Raw genomic sequence first — 17,933 nt, forward strand, 5'->3', positions numbered from 1 at the left:
GGCGAAGGCGGAAACCGGCGTCGGAGGGAGGGCGGATGGCCACGCGACCGCTGCAGGTGTTGATCGTCGATGACGAACCGCTGGCGCGCACCCGCTTGCGCGCGCTGCTGGACGCCCAGCCCGGGGTGCAGGTGGCCGGCGAGGCAGGCGATGGGCAGGCCGCGCTGGAGGCCTGCCAGCGCCTGCATCCGGACCTGGTGCTGCTGGACATCGCGATGCCGGGCCTGGACGGAATGCAGGCCGCGCACCGGCTGGCGGCGTGCCGGCCGCAGCCGGCGGTGGTGTTCTGCACCGCGTTCGACGCGCACGCGCTGTCCGCGTTCGAGGCGCAGGCGCTGGATTACCTGGTCAAGCCGGTGCGCGCCGAGCGCCTGGCGCAGGCGCTGGACAAGGCGCGCACCTTCCTCGCCGGGCGCGATGACGGCGGTGCCGGCACACCCCCCGGACGCGACCACCTGTGCGCGCGCCTGCGCGGCAGCCTGCGGCGGATCCCGCTGGAGGACATCCGCTACCTGCAGGCCGACGAGAAATACGTGGTGGTGCACCACGCCCGCGGTGAGGACCTGATCGAAGAGCCGCTGAAGGCGCTGGAAACCGAGTTCGCCGACCGCTTCGTGCGCATCCACCGCAACTGCCTGGTGGCGCGCGCACAGCTGATAGAGCTGCGGCGCACGCCGGATGGCCACGTGCAGGCGGTGCTGCGCGACGTGGCGCAGCCGCTCGACGTCAGCCGCCGCTGCCTGCCGCAGCTGCGCGAGACGCTGCAGCTTGCCTGAGCCGCCGCGGCCACGGAACGGCGATAATCCGCGCATGACCCGCCTGCGCATCGCCACCCGCAAGAGCCCGCTCGCCCTGTGGCAAACCGAGCACGTCGCCGCCCGCCTGCGGCAAGCGCACCCCGGCCTTGCGGTCGAACTGGTGCCACTGAGCACCCGCGGCGACGAGATCCTCGACCGCTCGCTGGCGGCGATCGGCGGCAAGGGCCTGTTCCTGAAGGAACTGGAACTGGCGATGCAGCGCTTTGATGCCGACTGCGCCGTGCATTCGCTCAAGGACGTGCCGATGGAACTGGAACCGGGCTTCGCGCTGGGCGCGATCCTCGCCCGCCACGACCCGGCCGATGCCTTCGTCAGCCCGCGCTTCGCGGACCTGGCGGCGCTGCCGCCGGGCGCGCGGGTCGGCACCTCCTCGCTGCGCCGGCAGGCGCAGCTGCGTGCGCTGCGGCCCGACCTCGACCTGCGCGACCTGCGCGGCAACGTGAACACCCGCCTGGCCAAGCTCGACGCCGGCGAGTACGACGCGATCGTGCTGGCCTGCGCAGGGCTGGAACGGCTGGGGCTGGGCGCGCGCGTGCGCGCGCGGCTGGACGCGCCGGACTGGCTGCCGGCGCCGGCGCAGGGCGCGATCGCGATCGAATGCCGCAGCGACGATCCCGCCACCCGCGCGCTGTGCGCGGCGCTGGACGATCCCGCCACCCGCACCTGCGTGGAGGCCGAGCGCGCGATGAACCGCGCCCTGCACGGCAGCTGCCACGTGCCGGTGGCGGCGCTGGCCACCCTGGACGGCACGCGCCTGCGCCTGCAAGGGCTGGTCGGCAGCGCCGGCGATGGCCGCCGGGTGCGGGCGCAGGCGGAAGGCGCGGCGGACGCGCCGGAGGCGCTCGGGCAGGCGGTGGCGCAGGCACTGCTGGCGCAGGGCGCGCGCGCCCTGCTCGACGCCGGCTGAAACCGGCCGAGACCGGCGCGGCCACGACGCCGGCGTCAGAACGCGTACTTCAGCTTCACGGTGGCGTCGGTCTGGTCGCGCCCGGCCAGGTCGCGGTCGCGCCGCATCTCGACCCCGGAACTCAGGGTCAGCGCCGGCTGCAGCTGCACGTTCAGCAGCAGGCTGTTGCGCAGGAACGCGCCGTGCTGGCCGGTTTCCAGCCGGGTCACCTGCGACAGCCGCGCATGCCGCCCCAGCGCCTGGTTCCACTCCAGCTGGCCGCGCACGATCGGGCCGGTGCCGGCGATGCCGTCGTCGGCATAGGGCTTCAGGCGGTAGCCGGTGTCCACCGACAGCTTCACGCTGGTGTCGCGGGTCTGCAGCGCCTGCAGGCCGTACTGCATGCCCACCCGCGCATTGCTGCCCTGCGCCTTCACCCAGTCGCGGGTGGCGCCGGGCACGCGCAGGCGGCCACCGCCGCCGGGCAGGTCGTCCGGCCCGACCCGGCGCTGGCCCAGCGGGATCGCCGGCATCGCCTCCACCACCCATTCCCCGTTGGCGCAGCGCGCGGCCAGGCAGCGCGGCGGATCCAGCAGGCGCTGCACCACCTCCGGCTGCAGCACCGGCAACGGGGGAACGGCGAGGGCGGTCGGCGGTGCGGCCAGCACCAGCCACAGCAGGGGCAGCATCGGCGGCGCGTTCGGGAGGGGCTCGAGGGGGAGTCTAGCGAATCCGGCGCCTGCCGCCGATGAACGCGGGGCGTGGACGTCGGGCACACGGGCGGCTGCCGCATAATCCGGGCATGGACCGCTATGAACGCATCATTGCTCTGGATCGCCACCTGCGCGCCGCACGCCGGCCGGTGACCGTCGCCCACCTGCAGGACGAACTGGGCTGCTCGCGCGCCACCGTATACCGCGACATCGCCTTTCTGCGCGATGCGCTGATGGCCCCGGTAGTGGGCGACGGCGAGGCCGGCTTCCACTACGACAAGGCCGAGGCCGAGCGCTTCGAGCTGCCGGGGTTGTGGCTGAGCTCGGAGGAGCTGCACGCGCTGCTGGCCGCGCAGCAGCTGCTGGCGCGCAGCAGCGGCGGGATGCTGTCGTCGGCGCTGGCGCCGTTGCAGCAGCGGGTGGAGAAGCTGCTGGACGCGCAGTCCGGCGGCAAGCGCTGGCCGCTGGAGCGGGTGCGGGTACTGCCGCACCGCGGGCGCCGGATGGACGAGCACGTGTTCCGGATCGTCGCCTCGGCGGTGCTCGACCGCCGCCAGCTGGCATTCGACTACCGCGCGCGCACCACCGACGAGAAGACCCGGCGCACGGTCAGCCCGCAGCGCCTCACCCATTACCGCGACAACTGGTACCTCGACGCCTGGGACGAGGACCGCGAGGCGCTGCGCAGCTTCTCGATCGACCGCATCGGTGGCGCGCGCCTGCTGGATGCTGCCGCGCGCGACGTGGACGAGGCGGCGCTGGATGCGCACCTGGCCGGCAGCTACGGCATCTTCGCCGGCAGCCCCAAGGGCTGGGCCACTATCCGCTTCTCGGCCAAGGCCGCGCGCTGGGTGGCCGACGAACGCTGGCATTCGCAGCAGCAGGGCCGCTTCCTGCCGGACGGCCGCTACGAGCTGAAGCTGCCGTATTCGGTGCCGCGCGAACTGCTGATGGACGTACTGCAGTACGGCGCCGACGCCGAGATCGTGGAGCCACTGGCGCTGCGCGAGCAGCTGCGCGCACACCTGCAACTGGCACTGGCGAACTATCAAGATGACTGACACCACCTCGGCGGCAACTTCCGAGACATCCCATCCAGCAATCACCCTGGCGCTGGGCGGCGGCGGCGCGCGCGGGCTGGCCCATATCGGCGTGATCGAAGTGTTGCAAGAGCGCGGCCTGTATGTGGAAGCGGTCGCCGGCACTTCCTGTGGCGCGCTGGTGGGCGGTGCGTTCGCCGCCGGCAAGCTCGACGAGCTGCGCGACTGGATGTTGAACACATCGCGCAACCAGATGCTGCGCCTGCTCGATCCCGGCCTCGGGCGGCCGGCGATGTTCACCGGCAACCGGCTGGTGCGCGCCCTGCGCGAGGTGATTGGCGAGCCGCGGATCGAGGAGCTGCCGATCGACTTCACTGCGGTCGCGGTGGATCTGCACCGGCAGCGCGAAATCTGGCTGCGGCGCGGCGACCTGTGGGACGCACTGCGCGCCTCGTTCGCGATCCCGGGCATCTTCACCCCGCTGATGGTGGGCGAGATGGCGCTGGTGGATGGCGGCCTGCTCTCGCCCCTGCCGATCACCGCCACCCGCCTGGCTAGCCGCCACCGGGTGATTGCGGTGGACATCAATGGCAGCGCGTCCGCGCACCGGGACACTCTTCCCTTGCGCGAAACGGACGCCAGCTTGCGAACGGCGGGAACCGGCCCGTACGGCCGCCGGGCGAAACCCTACTCCCTTGGCACGCTGTTGAGCCAAGACAATCTGAATCTGGTCGAAGTGATCTCGCGCACGATGGACACCATGCAAGCACGCATCACCCGCGTGCAGCTGGCGCTGGATCCGCCCGACCTGCTGATCCAGATCCCGCGCGATGCCTGCCTGTTCTATGAGTTCTGGCGCGCTGCGGAGTTGATCGCGATCGGCCGCCGCGCCGCCAAGGCGGCGCTGGATGCGGCGGGGTTCTGAAGCGTCGCAACCTGTGAGATGCGGGCGCGGGAAGCTGGCCGCCATCGCCCCGATGGAGTTGCCGTCATGACCCGCCAAGACCTTGACCGCCTGCTGCGCCACCTGGTCACCCTCGGCGCCCTCGCCGTGCTGCTCATTCCCGCCGCGCGCGGCAGCAGCACGCTGCTGGGCTGGCTGCCGCTGTGGCTGCTGGGGATGCCGCTGGCGGCGTGGTGGAGCCTGCGCCGGTTCCCGCTGCCTGCGGTCGCCTTGCGCCTGCCGCGGCGGCGGCGCGCGCAGGCGCGGCGGGTGGCGCGCCGGGCCTGACCTTCGTCCATCGGCGGCCTCTCGGGCCTGTGCTAGCGTTCCGGGTCCACGATCCCCCGGAGCCCGCCATGTCCCAGCTGCCCCACGCCGCCCTGATCGCCGGCCTCGCCCTCGCCGGCGCCGCCCCCGCCCAGAACGCGCCCGACGGCGATCCCTACGCCTGGCTGGAAGACGTGCAGGGCGAGAAAGCACTGGACTGGGTGCGTGCACACAATGCCCGGACCGAAGCCGAGGTCGCCAACACTCCGGAATTCAAGACGCTGGAGGGGCAGATCCGCGCGATCCTCGATTCCGAGGCCAAGATTCCCGCGGTCGAAAAGATCGGCGATTACTACTACAACTTCTGGAAGGACGCCCAGCATCCGCGTGGGGTGTGGCGGCGCACCACGCTCGCGGAATACCGCAAGCCCGCGCCGCGCTGGGAAACGGTGCTCGACCTCGACGCGCTGAATGCGGCCGAAGGCACCCAGTGGGTCTGGCATGGCGCCGACTGCCTGCGGCCCAAATACGAGCGCTGCCTGATCGCGCTCTCGCCCGGCGGCTCGGATGCGGATGTCACCCGCGAGTTCGACCTTGCCACCAAGCAGTTCGTCAAGGACGGCTTCTTCCGCCCGGAGGCCAAGGGCGGGCTGGCGTGGATCGACGAGGACACCGTGTACGTGTACACCGACTTCGGCCCCGGCAGCCTCACTAGCTCCGGCTATCCGCGCATCGTCAAGCAGTGGCGGCGCGGCACCCCGCTGTCTGCGGCCAGCGTCGTGTACGAGGGCAAGCCGGACGACATGTACATCGCGGCCCTGCGCGACCACACCCCCGGCTATGCGCGCGATTTCGTCAGCCGCACCCTGGCTTTCTACAACGACGAGCTGTACCTGCGCGACGCACATGGATGTGCGAGTGCCGCGGGCGCAGGATGCGCAGGAGCGGCCAACAAAGACGGCAGCCTGATCAGGATCGACGCGCCCAACAGCGCGCAGAAGAACGTGCACAAGGACTGGCTGCTTCTGGAACTGCGCGAGCCCTACACCGCCGGCGGCAAGACCTATCCGGCCGGCGCGCTGATCGCCACCCGCTTCGATGATTTCCTGGCCGGCAAGCGCGACTTCACCGCGCTGTTCGAACCGACCGACAAGTCCTCGCTGGCCGGCTATGCGTGGACCCGCGACCATCTGGTCCTGAACGTGATGGAAGACGTGAAAAACCGCCTGACCGTGCTCACCCCGGGCAAGGATGGCTGGGTGCGCGCGCCCTTCGTCGGCGCGCCGGCGATCGGCAGCGTGAGCGTGAGCGCGGTCGATCCGGATGAAAGCAACGCGGTGTGGCTGACCACCACCGACTTCCTCACCCCCACCAGCCTGGCGCTGGCCGAGATCGGCAAGGCGCCCGAGGTGCTCAAGTCCAATCCCGTCTTCTTCGACGCCAGCCGCGACGTGATCGAGCAGCACTTCGCCACCAGCAAGGACGGCACCCGCGTGCCCTACTTCCTGGTACGGCCGAGGGACCTTGCGTTCGACGGCAAGGCACCGACCCTGCTGTACGGCTACGGCGGCTTCGAGGTGTCGATGACGCCCACCTATTCCGGCGCACTCGGCAAGGGCTGGCTGGAGAAAGGCGGGGTGTACGTGCTGGCCAACATCCGCGGCGGCGGCGAATACGGCCCGCGCTGGCACCAGGCCGCGCTCAAGGCCAACCGTCACAAGGCCTACGAGGACTTCGCCGCGGTCGCAGACGACCTCGTCGCGCGCAACATCACCTCGCCAGCGCACCTGGGCGCGATGGGCGGCAGCAACGGCGGGTTGCTGATGGGCAACATGCTCACCCAGTACCCGGACAAGTTCGGCGCGATCGTGGTGCAGGTGCCGCTGCTGGACATGAAGCGCTACAGCCACCTGCTGGCCGGCGCCTCGTGGATGGCCGAATACGGCAACCCCGACACCGACGACTGGGCCTTCATCCAGACCTTCAGCCCCTACCACCTGTTCGACCCGGCGCGTCGCTATCCGCCGACGCTGTTTCTGACTTCGACCAAGGACGACCGCGTGCACCCGGGGCATGCACGCAAGATGATGGCCAAGATGGAAGCGGCCGGGAAGGACGTGCACTACTACGAGAACATCGAGGGCGGGCACGGCGGCGCCGCCGACAACGCGCAGGCCGCGCACATGGCCGCGCTGGCCTATACCTTCCTGTGGCAGCAGCTGGCACGCTGATCCGCCCCTTGCCGCCCCAGCCCCATCCTCTGGATCGCCTGACTGACCCGATGCCCGACACCGTCCTTCCCCCCGATGCCCCGCAGCGCCCGCACGTGGTCACCGCCCCGTTCGGCGCCACCCGCCACGACCCGTATTACTGGCTGCGCGACGACACCCGCAGCGATCCTGCCGTGCTGGGCTATCTGCAGGCCGAAAATGCCTATGCCGACGCCGTGCTGGCGCCGCTAGCGCCACTGCAGGAGACGCTGTACGCCGAATTCACTGGGCGCATCCAGCAGGATGACGCCAGCGTGCCGTTCCGCGAACATGGCTGGTGGTACTACGCCCGCTTCGAGGCGGGCAAGGACTACCCGATCCACGCCCGCCGCGCCGATGCGCCGGGCGTGGACGCCGCGAGCATCCTGGCCGCCAACGCCGCCGGCGACTTCAGCGGCGAGCAAGTGTTGCTGGACGTGAACGCGCTCGCCGCCGGGCATGCCTATTTCAGCATCGGCAGCTACGAGGTCAGCCCGGACGGCCGCCTGCTGGCCTGGACCGAGGACACCAGCGGCCGCCGCCAGTACGTCATCCGCACCCGCGAACTGGACAGCGGGACGCTGCTGCCGGAAGCAGTCGCCGGGGTCGCGCCGGACCTGGTGTGGGCCGCCGATGCGCGCACCCTGCTCTACATCGAAAACGACCCCGAGACCCTGCTGACGGTACGGGTGAAGGCGCACGTGGCCGGCACCGACCCGGCGACGGATGCGCTGCTGTACGAAGAGGAGGACGACAGCTTCTACCTCGGCATCGACCGCAGCCGCGACGAGCGCTTTCTGCTGATCCACGCCAGCAGCACGGTCTCCGACGAGGTGCGCTATGCCCCGCTGGAGGCGCCGCACGCGCTGGCGGTGCTGGCCGCACGCGAGCGCGGGCTGGAATACGACGCCGACCACCACGGCGGGCGCTGGGTGATCCGCACCAATGCCGATGGCGCCACCAACTTCAAGCTGGTCACCGCCGCCGATGGTGCGACCGCGCGAAGCGACTGGCGCGACTGGGTCGCGCACGATCCGCAGGTGTTCATCGAAGGCTTCGAACTGTTCGCCGATTTCACCGCGATCGCCGAGCGCCGCGGCGGACTGGAGCGGTTGCGCCTCCTGCATGCCGATGGACGCGAGGAATCCGTCGCCGCCGACGAGCCGGCCTATTCGATGGGGCTGGACGTCAACAGCGAGCCCGACAGCGACTGGCTGCGCTACGGCTACACCTCGCTCACCACCCCGGCCACGGTGTACGAGGTGAACGTACGCACCGGCGAGCGCCGCCTGCTCAAGCGCCAGCCGGTGCCGGGCTACGATCCAGCCGACTACGTGACCGAACGCCTGTGGGCGAGCGCGCGCGACGGCACCCGCATCCCGGTCTCGATCGTGTACCGCAAGGGCTTCCGCAAGGATGGCCGCGCCGCGCTGCTGCAGTACGGCTATGGCAGCTACGGGCTGTCGATGGACCCGGCGTTCTCGCCGACCGTGGTCAGCCTGCTCGACCGTGGCATGGCCTATGCCATCGCCCACATCCGCGGCGGCCAGGAGCTGGGCCGGCCGTGGTACGAGGACGGCAAGCTGCTGAACAAGCAGAACACCTTTACCGACTTCATCGACGTCACCGACTTCCTGGTCCGGGAAGGCTATGCCGCGCCCGACCGCGTGGCCGCCTACGGCGGCAGCGCCGGCGGCTTGTTGATGGGCGCGATCGCGAACATGGCGCCGGAGAAGTACCGGGTGATCCTGTCGCAGGTGCCGTTCGTGGACGTGGTGACGACCATGCTCGATCCATCGATCCCACTGACCACCAACGAATACGACGAGTGGGGCAACCCGGAGCAGCCGGAGTACTACCAGTACATGCTGGGCTATTCCCCATACGACAACCTGCGCGCGCAGGCCTACCCGGCGATGTTCGTCGGCACCGGGCTGTGGGACTCGCAGGTGCAGTACTGGGAGCCGGCCAAGTACGTGGCGCGTCTGCGCGATCTCAACCAGTCGCGTGCGCCCGTCGTGCTGCGTACCAACATGGATGCCGGCCACGGCGGCAAGTCCGGGCGCTTCCGCCGCTACCGCGAGCAGGCCGAGATGTACGCCTTCCTGCTGGAGCAGCTGGATGTGGCCGCCGCAGGGTGACGCCGGGGCCGGCCGGTGACGCGCTGGCTGTGGGCGCTGCTGGCATGGACCAGCCTGTTGCTGGGCATCATTGGCGCGCTGCTGCCGGTGATGCCGACGGTGCCGTTCATCCTGCTCTCCGCCTTTGCCGCCGCGCGCGGCTCGCAGCGCCTGCGCGCCTGGCTGCTGCGGCATCCGCAGTTCGGCCGCGCGATCCTGGATTGGGAGCGCGACGGCACCGTGAGCCGCCGCGCCAAGTGGCTGGCCACGGTGATGATGGCGGCCTCCGGCATCGGCGTCTGGTTCACCGCGCCGCGGCCTTGGATGGCGGCGACGGTGGACGTGGTGATGGCGCTGGTGGCGCTGTGGCTGTGGCGCCGCCCGGAGCCGCGACAGCCGCCCGGGCGCTGAGTACACTGCGGACATGATCCGACGCCTCGCCTTGCTCCTGCTTTCGTCCTGCTTGCTCGCTGCCTGCGGCAACAAGGGCGCGCTGGTGCTGCCGGACAAGCCGGCCCCCGCCGCGCCGCCGGCCACTCCGGCCCAGGATCCGCCGCCGGTGCAGGGCTGAGCGGGGACGGCATGCGCTTCAGCAAGATGCACGGCGCCGGCAACGACTTCGTCGTGCTGGACCTGCGCGACGGCCGCGCCCCGCCCACGCCGGCCGACTGCGCGCGCATCGCCGACCGCCATTTCGGCATCGGCTGCGACCAGCTCCTCACCATCGAGCCGGCGCGCAGTGCGCAGGCGGTGGCGTCCTATCGCATCTGGAATGCGGATGGCAGCGTGGCCGGCCAGTGTGGCAACGGCGCGCGCTGCGTCGCGGCCTGGCTGGTGCGCGCGGGCGCAGCGCCAGCGCAGGGCGCCTTCAGCATCGATAGCCCAACCGGAGCGCACGCGGTGCAGCGCAATGCCGACGGCGACTTCGTGATCGACATGGGCGCGCCGCGGTTTGCGCCCGCCGAGATTCCGCTGCTCGGTTTCGTGCAGGCCCAGGATGCCTACCCGCTGGAGCTGGACGGCCGCGTGCTGGCCATCGGCGCGGTGTCGATGGGCAACCCGCACGCGCTGCTGGAAGTGGACGCGGTGGAGACCGCAGACGTGGCCGGCCTCGGCGCCGCCCTGCAGCGGCACCCGGCCTTCCCGCAATCGGCCAACGTCGGCTTCGCCCAGGTGCTGGCGCCCGATCGCATCCGCCTGCGCGTGTACGAGCGCGGCGCCGGCGAGACCCTGGCCTGCGGCAGCGGCGCCTGCGCGGCGGTGGCGGTGCTGGACCGACGCGGGCAGGTGCATGCCGCGGACGGTGTGACGGTGGAACTGCCGGGCGGGGTGCTGCGCATCCAGCGCCGCGCCGATGGCCATCTGTGGATGGCCGGCCCGGCCGCATTCGTATTCGAAGGAGAGTGGTCGTGAGCAAGGAGTTCGATGGCATCACCGAATCGCTGGGCGCGCATCAGGTCGCGGCCTGGCTGCGCCGGCATCCCACCTTCCTGCAACAGTTCCCGGACCTGGCGCTGGCGCTGGTGGTGCCACGTGAAAACGGCCCGGCGGCGTCGCTGGCCAGCTACCAGCTGGAGATCTTGCGCGACAAGAACCGCGAGCTGAGCCGCCGCCTGCACGAGCTGTTCGCCAATGCGCAGGAAAACGAGCGCCTGGCGGTGCGCACCCACCAGCTGACCCTGGCCCTGATGAGGCAACGCACCGCCGCCGATACCCTGCGCGCGCTGGTGGCCAGCCTGCGCGAGGATTTCCAGAGCGACCTGGTGCGGATCGTGGCGTTCCGCCCGGTGGCCGGGCTGGAGGAGGCCGACTGGCTGCAGGTGATCGCCGAGGACGATCCGCGCCTGGCCGGCTTCCACGACCTGCTGGCCAGCGGCGATCCGGTCTGCGGCCGGCTGCAGCCGGACAAGCACGCGCTGCTGTACGGCGCGCGCGCGGGCGAGGTGCAGAGCTCGGTGCTGCTGTCGCTGCGCGGGGTCGCGCTGGTGGCGGTGGGTAGTTTCGACCCCAACCGTTTCTTCCCGGGCATGGGCACGCTGTTCCTGCGCATGATGGGCGAGGCGCTGGCGACGGCGCTGCAGCGGTTCGAGGGCTGAGCCGCGCCACCGGCGCAGGCGCGGACGACGGCACCGGGCGATGAGCGCGATCGACGACTTCCTGGCCCACCTGGCGGTCGAAAAACAAGGCTCGCCGCATACCCTCGACGCCTACCGGCGCGATCTGGAGGCGCTCGCGCAGTGGGCGGCAGGCCGTGACCTGCTGGCGCTGGAAGAAGCCGACATCCGCGCCTTCGTCGCTTCCGAACACCGCCGCGGGCTGGCCCCGAAATCGCTGCAGCGGCGGCTCTCGGCCTGCCGCAGCCTGTACCGCTGGCTGCTGCGGCATGGCCGCATCGCGCGCGATCCCTGCGCCGGGGTACGCGCCCCGAAGGCCGCACGCAAGCTGCCGCAAGTGCTGGACGTGGACGAGGCGGTGCAGCTGGTGGCGCTGCCCACCGAGGCCCCGCTGGGCCTACGCGACCGCGCCCTGCTGGAGCTGTTCTATTCCTCGGGCCTGCGCCTGTCGGAAGTCTGCGCGCTGCGCTGGCAGGACCTGGATTTCGACAACGGGCTGGTGACGGTGCTCGGCAAGGGCAGCAAGCAGCGCATCGTGCCGGTCGGCTCGCACGCCTGCGCCGCGCTGCGCGACTGGCAGGCGCAGGCCGCGCCCGCCGGCGACGCCTACGTGTTCCCCGGGCGCGGCGGCGCGCGCATCAGCGCACGCGCGATCCAGCTGCGGATCAAGCAGCTCGCGCAGCGCCAGGGCGTGTTCAAGCGCATCCATCCGCACCTGCTGCGGCACAGCTTCGCCAGCCACGTGCTGGAATCCTCCGGCGACCTGCGCGGCGTGCAGGAGCTGCTCGGCCACGCCGACATCGCCACCACCCAGATCTACACCCACCTCGACTTCCAGCACCTGGCGAAGGTGTACGACGCCGCCCACCCGCGCGCGCGGCGCAAGCGCTGAATCCCTGCCGCGTCGCGTCTCAGCCTTCCGCGCACCGCGGCCGCAGGACGTGCCGCCCCTGCGCATCCAGCTCCAGCTGGTAGTGCGCGTCCAGCCCGCGCCGGTGCAGCGCGCGCCGGGCGGCGTCCAGGCTGGCCTGCACCTGTTGCGCGCGATGGGTGTGCGAGAGCGAGCCGGCATGCACGCGGTAGCGGTACAGCGGGCGCGCAAGCTGGCCGATGCCGACCTGCTCCGACAGGCGCAGGCAGAGGTCGTAATCCTCGGCAAGCCTTGCGCGCGGATCGTAGCCGCCGACCGCGCAGTAGGCCCCGCGCCGGATCAGGCGGAAGTGGAAGGTCATGAACGCCACCAGCAGGTGCCGCGGCGAATAGGGCAGCAGGCAGCGCGGCCCCAGCCCGTGCAGGCCTCCCCCGGCGTCGATCTCGCGGTACTGCGAATAGGCCATGCCGAGGTCCGGCCGCGCGCGCAGGAAGGCCAGCATCGCCGAAAGCGCCTGCGGCTCCAGCAGGTCGTCGCCATCGAGGCTGGCCACGAAGTCGCCGCGCGCCTGCTGCAGGGCCGCCGCCAGCGCGCCCGCGGTGCCGCGGTTGCATCCGTCGCCCAGCAGCCGGAAGCGCGGGTCGCGGGCGGCGTAGGCGGCGGCGATCGCGCGGCTGCCATCGCGGCTGCCGTCGTCCCACAGCAGGCATTCCCAGCGCGGTTCATCCTGCGCCAGCACGCTCTCCAGCGCCTGCGGCAAGGTGCGCGCCACCCCGAAGATGGGCACGGCCAGGCTGACCAGCGGCGGAACCATGCATGCCCCCCGGACGGATCGACTTGAAGGCGCGCCGGATGCGCCCCACATGCTGAATTCAACGGAGGAAACGATGGATCCCAGCCAGAACCCCCACGTATTCCACGCCACCACCATCGTCTCGGTGCGCCGGGACGGCCAGGTGGTGATCGCCGGCGACGGCCAGGTCACGCTCGGCCACACGGTGATGAAGGCCAACGCGCGCAAGGTGCGCAGGCTCGGCAAGGACGGCCGCGTGCTGGCCGGGTTCGCCGGCGCGGCGGCGGATGCGTTCACCCTGTTCGAGCTGTTCGAGGCCAAGCTGGAGAAGCACGGCCAGCTGACCCGCGCCGCGGTGGAGATGGCCAAGGATTGGCGCACCGAGCGCCGCTTCGGCAAGCTGGAGGCGCTGCTGGCGGTGGCTGATGCCGACACCTCGCTGGTGATCTCCGGCACTGGCGACGTGATCGAGCCGGAGGACGGCCTGATCGCGATCGGCTCCGGGGGCATGTACGCGCTCGCCGCCGCGCGCGCGCTGTTGGCGCACACCCCGCTCGACGCGAAAGCCATCGCCACCGAGGCGCTGAACATCGCCGGCGACATCTGCATCTACACCAACCGCAACATCGTGGTCGAGACGTTGTAACGACGCGCGATCCCGCCGCCCGGCGCCGTACCGGGGGCGGCCCGATCAACCAAGCGAGTATCGGGGAGCGACTTGATCGGGTCGCCCCCGGTGCGGCGCAGCCAGGGAAACACCGATGACCGACTCCTCCTCCATGACCCCGCGCGAGATCGTCGCGGAACTCGACCGCCACATCGTCGGCCAGCACGCCGCCAAGCGCGCGGTGGCCATCGCCCTGCGCAACCGCTGGCGGCGCGCACAGCTGCCGCCCGAGCTGCGCAACGAGGTGATGCCGAAGAACATCCTGATGATCGGCCCCACCGGCGTGGGCAAGACCGAGATCGCGCGCCGCCTGGCCACGCTGGCCAACGCGCCGTTCGTGAAGGTGGAAGCCACGCGCTTCACCGAAGTCGGCTACGTCGGCAAGGACGTGGAGCAGATCATCCGCGACCTCGCCGACACCGCGGTGAAACTGTACCGCGCGCAGGCCAAGCAGCGCGTGCGCACCCAGGCCGAGGAGCGCGCCGAGGAGCGCATTCTCGACGCGCTGCTGCCGCGGCGCGAGGCGCCGCCCGCGTTCGGCTTCAATCCGGCGCAGACCACCACCAGCGACATCGGCGCCGAACCGTCGGCGCAGGACTCCTCGACCCGGCAGAAGCTGCGCAAGCAATTGCGCGCCGGCGAGCTGGACGCGCGCGAGATCGAACTCGACCTCAGCATGAACATCGGCGTGGACATCATGGCGCCGCCGGGCATGGAGGAAATGGGCCAGCAGCTGCGCCAGATGTTCAGCCAACTCTCCGGCAGCAAGACCCACAAGAAGCGCATGACCATCGCCGCCGCGCGCCCGCTGCTGGTCGAGGAGGAAGCCGGCAAGCTGGTCAACGAGGACGAGGTGCGCGAGGCCGCGATCGAGGCCTGCGAGCAACACGGCATCGTGTTCATCGACGAGATCGACAAGGTCGCCAAGCGCAGCGAGGGCATGGGCGCCGACGTCAGCCGCGAGGGCGTGCAGCGCGACCTGCTGCCGCTGGTGGAAGGCAGCACGGTGAGCACGAAATACGGCCCGGTGAAGACCGACCACATCCTGTTCATCGCCAGCGGCGCCTTCCACCTGGCCAAGCCGTCCGACCTGATCCCGGAGATGCAGGGCCGCTTCCCGATCCGGGTGGAGCTGGACGCGCTGGGCAAGGACGAGTTCGTGCGCATCCTCACCGAACCGAAGGCCGCGCTGACCCGGCAGTACGTCGAGCTGATGGGCACCGAAGGCGTCGCCCTGGCCTTCACCGCCGAGGCGGTGGAGCGGATCGCGGAGATCGCCGCGCACGTCAACGAGCGCCAGGAAAACATCGGCGCACGCCGCCTGCACACGGTGCTGGAGCGGCTGCTGGAGTCGCTGAGCTTCGAGGCCCCGGACAAAGGCGGCAGCGTCACCATCGACCGCGCCTACGTGGATGCCCAGCTGGGCACGCTGGTGCAGGACCCGGACCTGAGCCGCTACATCCTGTGACGGCCGCCCCGCGCGGCGGCCGGGCCGGTGCCCGGCGCCGCGGCGGGCGCGTCCTCAGCCGTGCAGGCTGTAGGTGCCGTAGATGGCGGCCTCGGCCAGCACGTGGCCGTGCAGCGCGCGCAGCAGGTCGGCAGCAGTGAACGGCTGCGGCAACTGCAGGCTGGGCACGTCCAGCGCGAACAGGCGGAAGAAATAGCGGTGGATGCGCAGGTCGTGCGCCGGTGGATACGGCCCGTCGTAGCCGAAATACTGCCCGCCCATCGCCGCATCGCCCGCAAACCAGCCGGTGTAGTCGTTCAACCCGCGCACGCCGCCGGCATCGCGCCCGGCCGGTTTTCCTTTGACGGTCAAGCCGTCGCTGCAGCTGCCCGCGGGGATCTCGCGCACGTCGGCGGGAATGTCCGCGACCACCCAGTGCACGAAATCGCCGCGCGGGTGTTCCACCGGGATCGGCGTCGCCGCATCGGCCACCAGCGCAGGATCGGTGGGCACGTCGGGATCGATGCACAGCAGCGCAAAGGAACGCGTGTCGGCCGGCACCTCGTCCCAGGCCAGGTGCGGGTTGCGGTTGCCGCCGAAGCCGCCGCCGGGCGCACCCAGCGCGAATTCCGGTGACAGCGGCTGGCGGTGCGCGAAACTGTCGCTACGCAGATGCATGGTCGTACTCTCCGCAGGAATCGTCGGATGATTCTACGGCGGGATCCAGGCCATCCAGCGCCGCCAGGAACCGCGCGGCCACCCAGCGCTCGCCGTAGCCGTCCAGGCTGGCGCCCTCGATGAAGGCGCAGTGGCTGCCGTGCGCGGTCAGCTCCAGGCGCACGTTCGGGAACGCCGCGATGTGGTGGAAATCCTCCAGCGGGATCACCGGATCGTCGGCCGCCATCAGGATGTCCGCCGGCACCGGCAGCGCGCGCAGGCGCTCGCCGGCCACCGAGTAGCCGTCGAAATAGGCGTCGAGGTCGGGAAACTCGGTGGCATGCCGCACCATCCAGTCGGTCAACGCGCGCATCGGCAGGCGCAGCACCGCATCGTCGAAGCCGTGCGCCTGCGGGAACAGCGCACGCTTGCGCGCCAGCGAACGTCGCCACATGCGCTCGAAATAACGCATGTACACCGCCGGTCCGATTTCCATGCTGTCCATCGTGCGCGCCGGATCCAGCAGCGGACAGACCGCCGCCACGTGCCGCAGCGGCAACCCGGCCTGCGGCGCGCGCAGCGCCAGCCTCAGGGCGAAATTGCCGCCCAGCGAGAATCCCGCCACCAGCAGCGGCAGGTCGGGCCAGCGCGCGACCACCGCGCGCGCGGCGGCCACCACCTCGTCCAGCCGGTTGGAATGGAACAGCCCCTCGTTCAGATGGTGGGTGCCGCCGTGGTCGCGGAAATTGAGCCGGAACACCACCAGCCCCGCGCGCAGCAGGTGCGCCGCGGTCATCCGCATGTAGCTGGAGTCGGCACTGCCCTCCCAGCCATGCAGCAGCAGCGCCAGCGCGCGCGGCGTGCGCGCGACCGGCACGCTGGCCACGCCCTGCAGCCGCACGCCGCCTTCCACCTCGAGCAGGGTCTGTGCATGCGTGGCCGGCGCCTGGCGCAGGCGGCGCCGGGCCTGCAACGCACGCAAGGGACTGGACGCCAGCAGCGACTGCACGTGCGGGCTGCGCAGCCAGGCCGGCGGAGCGTATCCGGTGCGGGCCAGGCCGGGGCGCATCTCAGGCCGCGGCCATCGCCTGCAGGACCTGCGCGCGCGCCGCCTCGGCGATGCCGCGGCGGCCGTCGTGCCGGCCGGGGTCGATCGGCGCGGTGAAGCACACCCGCACCGGCCGCGCGGGCTCCCCCAGCAGGCGCAGGAAATTGCCGAGGAAGCTCTCGCGCGCGGCGAACGCGACGATCGCCTGCGCCTCGCAGCCCGCGCCGTAGCACAGCGCCACCGGCTGCACCGGGGCATTGGCCTCCACCGCGGTGGCGAAGATGCGGGCGTGGAACGCGCCCAGCACGCGACCGTCGCGGGTGCCGCCCTCGGGGAAAGCCGCCACCGCGCGCCCGGTGCGCAGGCGCTGCACCATCTCGGCCATCACCTGGCCCAGTGAGTCGCCGTTGCCGCGCTGCAGGAAGATGGTCTCGGCGTGGGTGGTGATCCAGCCCACCAGCGGCCAGGCGCGGATCTCGGATTTGGCGATGAACCCCATCATGTGCTGCGAATGCAGCGCCATGATGTCCACCCAGCTGACGTGGTTGGCCACGAACAGAGTGCCACCCGGCAGCGGCGTGCCCACGCGCTGCAGGCGCATCCCGAACACCCGCAGCAACCCGCCCGACCACCAGCGCACCATCGCATGCGACAGCCGGCCGCCGCGCCCGAGCGCGATCAGCAGCAGGGTGATCGGCAAATGGACCAGCACGTGCCACGCCAGCAGCGGCGTGCGATAGGCGTAGCGCCATGCCCGCGCCGCCCTGCCGCGCCGGGCGGTGTGAACCGGGGGAGACTTCATGGGCGGCCACGATACCCGATGCCCGCCGCCAGCGGAATCGCCGCGCGGGCGCAGTGGCGCGCGTATGAACCCCGTCCGACCGGGCGGCAGGCGACCCGGCCGCACAGCGTCCCGGCCCCGGTAGGCTGCGGCGCTGGACTCCCTGCCGAGACGCCCCGATGCCGCGCCCGGTGCTGGCCTGCGGCTTCCGCCTCGACGATGGCCGCCTGCTGACGCTGGAGCTGCAGCGCGACGGCCACGCCCTGCAGGGGCGGCTGCACGCCCCGGACGGCGATTTCGAGATCCGCAGCCTGCATGCCCTGCGTGGCACCCCGGTGGCCAGCGGCACGACGCTGGGCTACGCGCTCACGCGCGCCGGCAAGACCGTGCTGGTGGTGGACCGGGTGAATGCCGGCGCGGTGGCGCTGGCGGAGCCGCTGGACGAAGGCCAGCGCATGGGGCTGGCCGCGGCCGCCTCGGCCCTGCTGCTGTTCGATCCGGCGTTCGGCGAGGGCTGAG

Annotated in this window: 20 protein-coding genes; 15 read left to right on the plus strand and 5 right to left on the minus strand. The window is 71.3% G+C overall.

The genetic code is table 11. The features are described from left to right. Positions 1 to 35: 35 nt before the first annotated feature. Both EDC34_RS03535 and hemC read left to right on the plus strand, forming a co-directional pair. Entirely contained in the window at positions 36 to 776 is a 741-nt protein-coding gene (locus EDC34_RS03535) for a LytR/AlgR family response regulator transcription factor (RefSeq protein WP_165921011.1), read from the plus strand. A gap of 34 nt (positions 777 to 810) precedes the next feature. Next, on the plus strand, positions 811 to 1,725 hold the full coding sequence (gene hemC / locus EDC34_RS03540; RefSeq protein ID WP_114959516.1) for a hydroxymethylbilane synthase: 915 nt from the start codon (positions 811 to 813) through the stop codon (positions 1,723 to 1,725). Between the two features lie 35 nt (positions 1,726 to 1,760). On the opposite strand, the gene EDC34_RS03545 is transcribed toward hemC, so the two are convergent. Then, complete coding sequence (locus EDC34_RS03545; protein ID WP_114959515.1) at positions 1,761 to 2,393, minus strand: DUF481 domain-containing protein; 633 nt, start codon at positions 2,391 to 2,393, stop codon at positions 1,761 to 1,763. Between the two features lie 113 nt (positions 2,394 to 2,506). Between EDC34_RS03545 and EDC34_RS03550 the strand changes: the two genes are divergently transcribed. The 10 genes from EDC34_RS03550 to xerC all read left to right on the plus strand — a co-directional run bounded on the left by EDC34_RS03550 (position 2,507) and on the right by xerC (position 12,042). Further along, positions 2,507 to 3,478, plus strand: a complete 972-nt coding sequence (locus EDC34_RS03550) for a helix-turn-helix transcriptional regulator (protein WP_114959514.1) — start codon at positions 2,507 to 2,509, stop codon at positions 3,476 to 3,478. Next, positions 3,471 to 4,382 carry a patatin-like phospholipase family protein gene (locus EDC34_RS03555; RefSeq protein ID WP_114959513.1) on the plus strand — a complete coding sequence of 304 codons (912 nt, stop codon included), beginning with the start codon at positions 3,471 to 3,473 and terminating at the stop codon, positions 4,380 to 4,382. Before EDC34_RS03550 ends, EDC34_RS03555 begins: the two co-directional genes overlap by 8 nt. A 66-nt stretch (positions 4,383 to 4,448) precedes the next feature. Then, a complete protein-coding gene (locus EDC34_RS03560) occupies positions 4,449 to 4,688 on the plus strand; it encodes a hypothetical protein (RefSeq protein ID WP_240311050.1) in 240 nt (79 codons plus the stop codon). A 68-nt stretch (positions 4,689 to 4,756) separates the two neighbouring features. Beyond that, the gene (locus EDC34_RS03565; RefSeq protein ID WP_114959511.1) at positions 4,757 to 6,898 is read left to right on the plus strand and encodes a prolyl oligopeptidase family serine peptidase; all 2,142 of its coding nucleotides are present in this window, start codon (positions 4,757 to 4,759) and stop codon (positions 6,896 to 6,898) included. Positions 6,899 to 6,948: 50 nt separating this feature from the next. Continuing rightward, positions 6,949 to 9,057, plus strand: a complete 2,109-nt coding sequence (locus tag EDC34_RS03570) for a S9 family peptidase (protein ID WP_114959510.1) — start codon at positions 6,949 to 6,951, stop codon at positions 9,055 to 9,057. Positions 9,058 to 9,072: 15 nt separating this feature from the next. Continuing rightward, a complete protein-coding gene (locus EDC34_RS03575) occupies positions 9,073 to 9,447 on the plus strand; it encodes a YbaN family protein (RefSeq protein ID WP_114959509.1) in 375 nt (124 codons plus the stop codon). Between the two features lie 13 nt (positions 9,448 to 9,460). Next, positions 9,461 to 9,607 carry an LPS translocon maturation chaperone LptM gene (gene lptM, locus EDC34_RS12205; RefSeq protein WP_165921012.1) on the plus strand — a complete coding sequence of 49 codons (147 nt, stop codon included), beginning with the start codon at positions 9,461 to 9,463 and terminating at the stop codon, positions 9,605 to 9,607. An 11-nt stretch (positions 9,608 to 9,618) separates the two neighbouring features. Further along, positions 9,619 to 10,449 carry a diaminopimelate epimerase gene (gene dapF, locus EDC34_RS03580; protein WP_114959508.1) on the plus strand — a complete coding sequence of 277 codons (831 nt, stop codon included), beginning with the start codon at positions 9,619 to 9,621 and terminating at the stop codon, positions 10,447 to 10,449. Continuing rightward, a complete protein-coding gene (locus EDC34_RS03585; protein WP_425477441.1) occupies positions 10,446 to 11,132 on the plus strand; it encodes a DUF484 family protein in 687 nt (228 codons plus the stop codon). Before dapF ends, EDC34_RS03585 begins: the two co-directional genes overlap by 4 nt. A gap of 40 nt (positions 11,133 to 11,172) precedes the next feature. After that, positions 11,173 to 12,042: a tyrosine recombinase XerC gene (gene xerC / locus EDC34_RS03590; RefSeq protein ID WP_114959507.1), complete on the plus strand. Its 870-nt coding sequence runs from the start codon at positions 11,173 to 11,175 to the stop codon at positions 12,040 to 12,042. A 19-nt stretch (positions 12,043 to 12,061) separates the two neighbouring features. Here the strand turns inward: xerC and EDC34_RS03595 are convergent, their stop codons facing one another. After that, positions 12,062 to 12,835, minus strand: coding sequence for a glycosyltransferase (locus EDC34_RS03595; RefSeq protein ID WP_162797671.1), 774 nt, complete (start codon positions 12,833 to 12,835; stop codon positions 12,062 to 12,064). A gap of 73 nt (positions 12,836 to 12,908) precedes the next feature. Here EDC34_RS03595 and hslV point away from each other — a divergent pair, with 73 nt between their 5' ends. Both hslV and hslU read left to right on the plus strand, forming a co-directional pair. Continuing rightward, positions 12,909 to 13,460, plus strand: a complete 552-nt coding sequence (gene hslV / locus EDC34_RS03600) for an ATP-dependent protease subunit HslV (RefSeq protein WP_114959505.1) — start codon at positions 12,909 to 12,911, stop codon at positions 13,458 to 13,460. A gap of 115 nt (positions 13,461 to 13,575) precedes the next feature. Continuing rightward, positions 13,576 to 14,949, plus strand: coding sequence for an ATP-dependent protease ATPase subunit HslU (gene hslU, locus EDC34_RS03605; RefSeq protein ID WP_114959504.1), 1,374 nt, complete (start codon positions 13,576 to 13,578; stop codon positions 14,947 to 14,949). A 54-nt stretch (positions 14,950 to 15,003) separates the two neighbouring features. On the opposite strand, the gene EDC34_RS03610 is transcribed toward hslU, so the two are convergent. From EDC34_RS03610 to EDC34_RS03620, 3 genes are read right to left on the minus strand one after another with little or no spacing between them, the layout of a single operon-like run. Next, positions 15,004 to 15,606, minus strand: a complete 603-nt coding sequence (locus EDC34_RS03610) for a YbhB/YbcL family Raf kinase inhibitor-like protein (RefSeq protein ID WP_114959503.1) — start codon at positions 15,604 to 15,606, stop codon at positions 15,004 to 15,006. Next, positions 15,593 to 16,654: a YheT family hydrolase gene (locus tag EDC34_RS03615; protein ID WP_425477440.1), complete on the minus strand. Its 1,062-nt coding sequence runs from the start codon at positions 16,652 to 16,654 to the stop codon at positions 15,593 to 15,595. The genes EDC34_RS03610 and EDC34_RS03615 overlap by 14 nt, the downstream gene beginning before the upstream one ends. Position 16,655: 1 nt before the next feature. Then, positions 16,656 to 17,435: a lysophospholipid acyltransferase family protein gene (locus tag EDC34_RS03620; RefSeq protein ID WP_114959502.1), complete on the minus strand. Its 780-nt coding sequence runs from the start codon at positions 17,433 to 17,435 to the stop codon at positions 16,656 to 16,658. A 158-nt stretch (positions 17,436 to 17,593) separates the two neighbouring features. On the opposite strand from EDC34_RS03620, the gene EDC34_RS03625 reads away from it, so the two are divergent. Next, positions 17,594 to 17,932, plus strand: coding sequence for a hypothetical protein (locus EDC34_RS03625; RefSeq protein WP_114959501.1), 339 nt, complete (start codon positions 17,594 to 17,596; stop codon positions 17,930 to 17,932). Position 17,933 lies beyond the last annotated feature (1 nt).

This window comes from Thermomonas haemolytica, assembly GCF_004346265.1.
Taxonomy (GTDB): Bacteria; Pseudomonadota; Gammaproteobacteria; order Xanthomonadales; family Xanthomonadaceae; genus Thermomonas; species Thermomonas haemolytica.

Coding starts and splice junctions, on each gene's coding strand:
- EDC34_RS03535 (WP_165921011.1), top strand. CDS start 36: ATGGCCACGCGACCGCTGCAGGTGTTGATCGTCGATGACGAACCGCTG.
- hemC (WP_114959516.1), top strand. CDS start 811: ATGACCCGCCTGCGCATCGCCACCCGCAAGAGCCCGCTCGCCCTGTGG.
- EDC34_RS03545 (WP_114959515.1), bottom strand. CDS start 2,393: ATGCTGCCCCTGCTGTGGCTGGTGCTGGCCGCACCGCCGACCGCCCTC.
- EDC34_RS03550 (WP_114959514.1), top strand. CDS start 2,507: ATGGACCGCTATGAACGCATCATTGCTCTGGATCGCCACCTGCGCGCC.
- EDC34_RS03555 (WP_114959513.1), top strand. CDS start 3,471: ATGACTGACACCACCTCGGCGGCAACTTCCGAGACATCCCATCCAGCA.
- EDC34_RS03560 (WP_240311050.1), top strand. CDS start 4,449: ATGACCCGCCAAGACCTTGACCGCCTGCTGCGCCACCTGGTCACCCTC.
- EDC34_RS03565 (WP_114959511.1), top strand. CDS start 4,757: ATGTCCCAGCTGCCCCACGCCGCCCTGATCGCCGGCCTCGCCCTCGCC.
- EDC34_RS03570 (WP_114959510.1), top strand. CDS start 6,949: ATGCCCGACACCGTCCTTCCCCCCGATGCCCCGCAGCGCCCGCACGTG.
- lptM (WP_165921012.1), top strand. CDS start 9,461: ATGATCCGACGCCTCGCCTTGCTCCTGCTTTCGTCCTGCTTGCTCGCT.
- dapF (WP_114959508.1), top strand. CDS start 9,619: ATGCGCTTCAGCAAGATGCACGGCGCCGGCAACGACTTCGTCGTGCTG.
- xerC (WP_114959507.1), top strand. CDS start 11,173: ATGAGCGCGATCGACGACTTCCTGGCCCACCTGGCGGTCGAAAAACAA.
- EDC34_RS03595 (WP_162797671.1), bottom strand. CDS start 12,835: ATGGTTCCGCCGCTGGTCAGCCTGGCCGTGCCCATCTTCGGGGTGGCG.
- hslV (WP_114959505.1), top strand. CDS start 12,909: ATGGATCCCAGCCAGAACCCCCACGTATTCCACGCCACCACCATCGTC.
- hslU (WP_114959504.1), top strand. CDS start 13,576: ATGACCGACTCCTCCTCCATGACCCCGCGCGAGATCGTCGCGGAACTC.
- EDC34_RS03610 (WP_114959503.1), bottom strand. CDS start 15,606: ATGCATCTGCGTAGCGACAGTTTCGCGCACCGCCAGCCGCTGTCACCG.
- EDC34_RS03615 (WP_425477440.1), bottom strand. CDS start 16,654: ATGCGCCCCGGCCTGGCCCGCACCGGATACGCTCCGCCGGCCTGGCTG.
- EDC34_RS03620 (WP_114959502.1), bottom strand. CDS start 17,435: ATGAAGTCTCCCCCGGTTCACACCGCCCGGCGCGGCAGGGCGGCGCGG.
- EDC34_RS03625 (WP_114959501.1), top strand. CDS start 17,594: ATGCCGCGCCCGGTGCTGGCCTGCGGCTTCCGCCTCGACGATGGCCGC.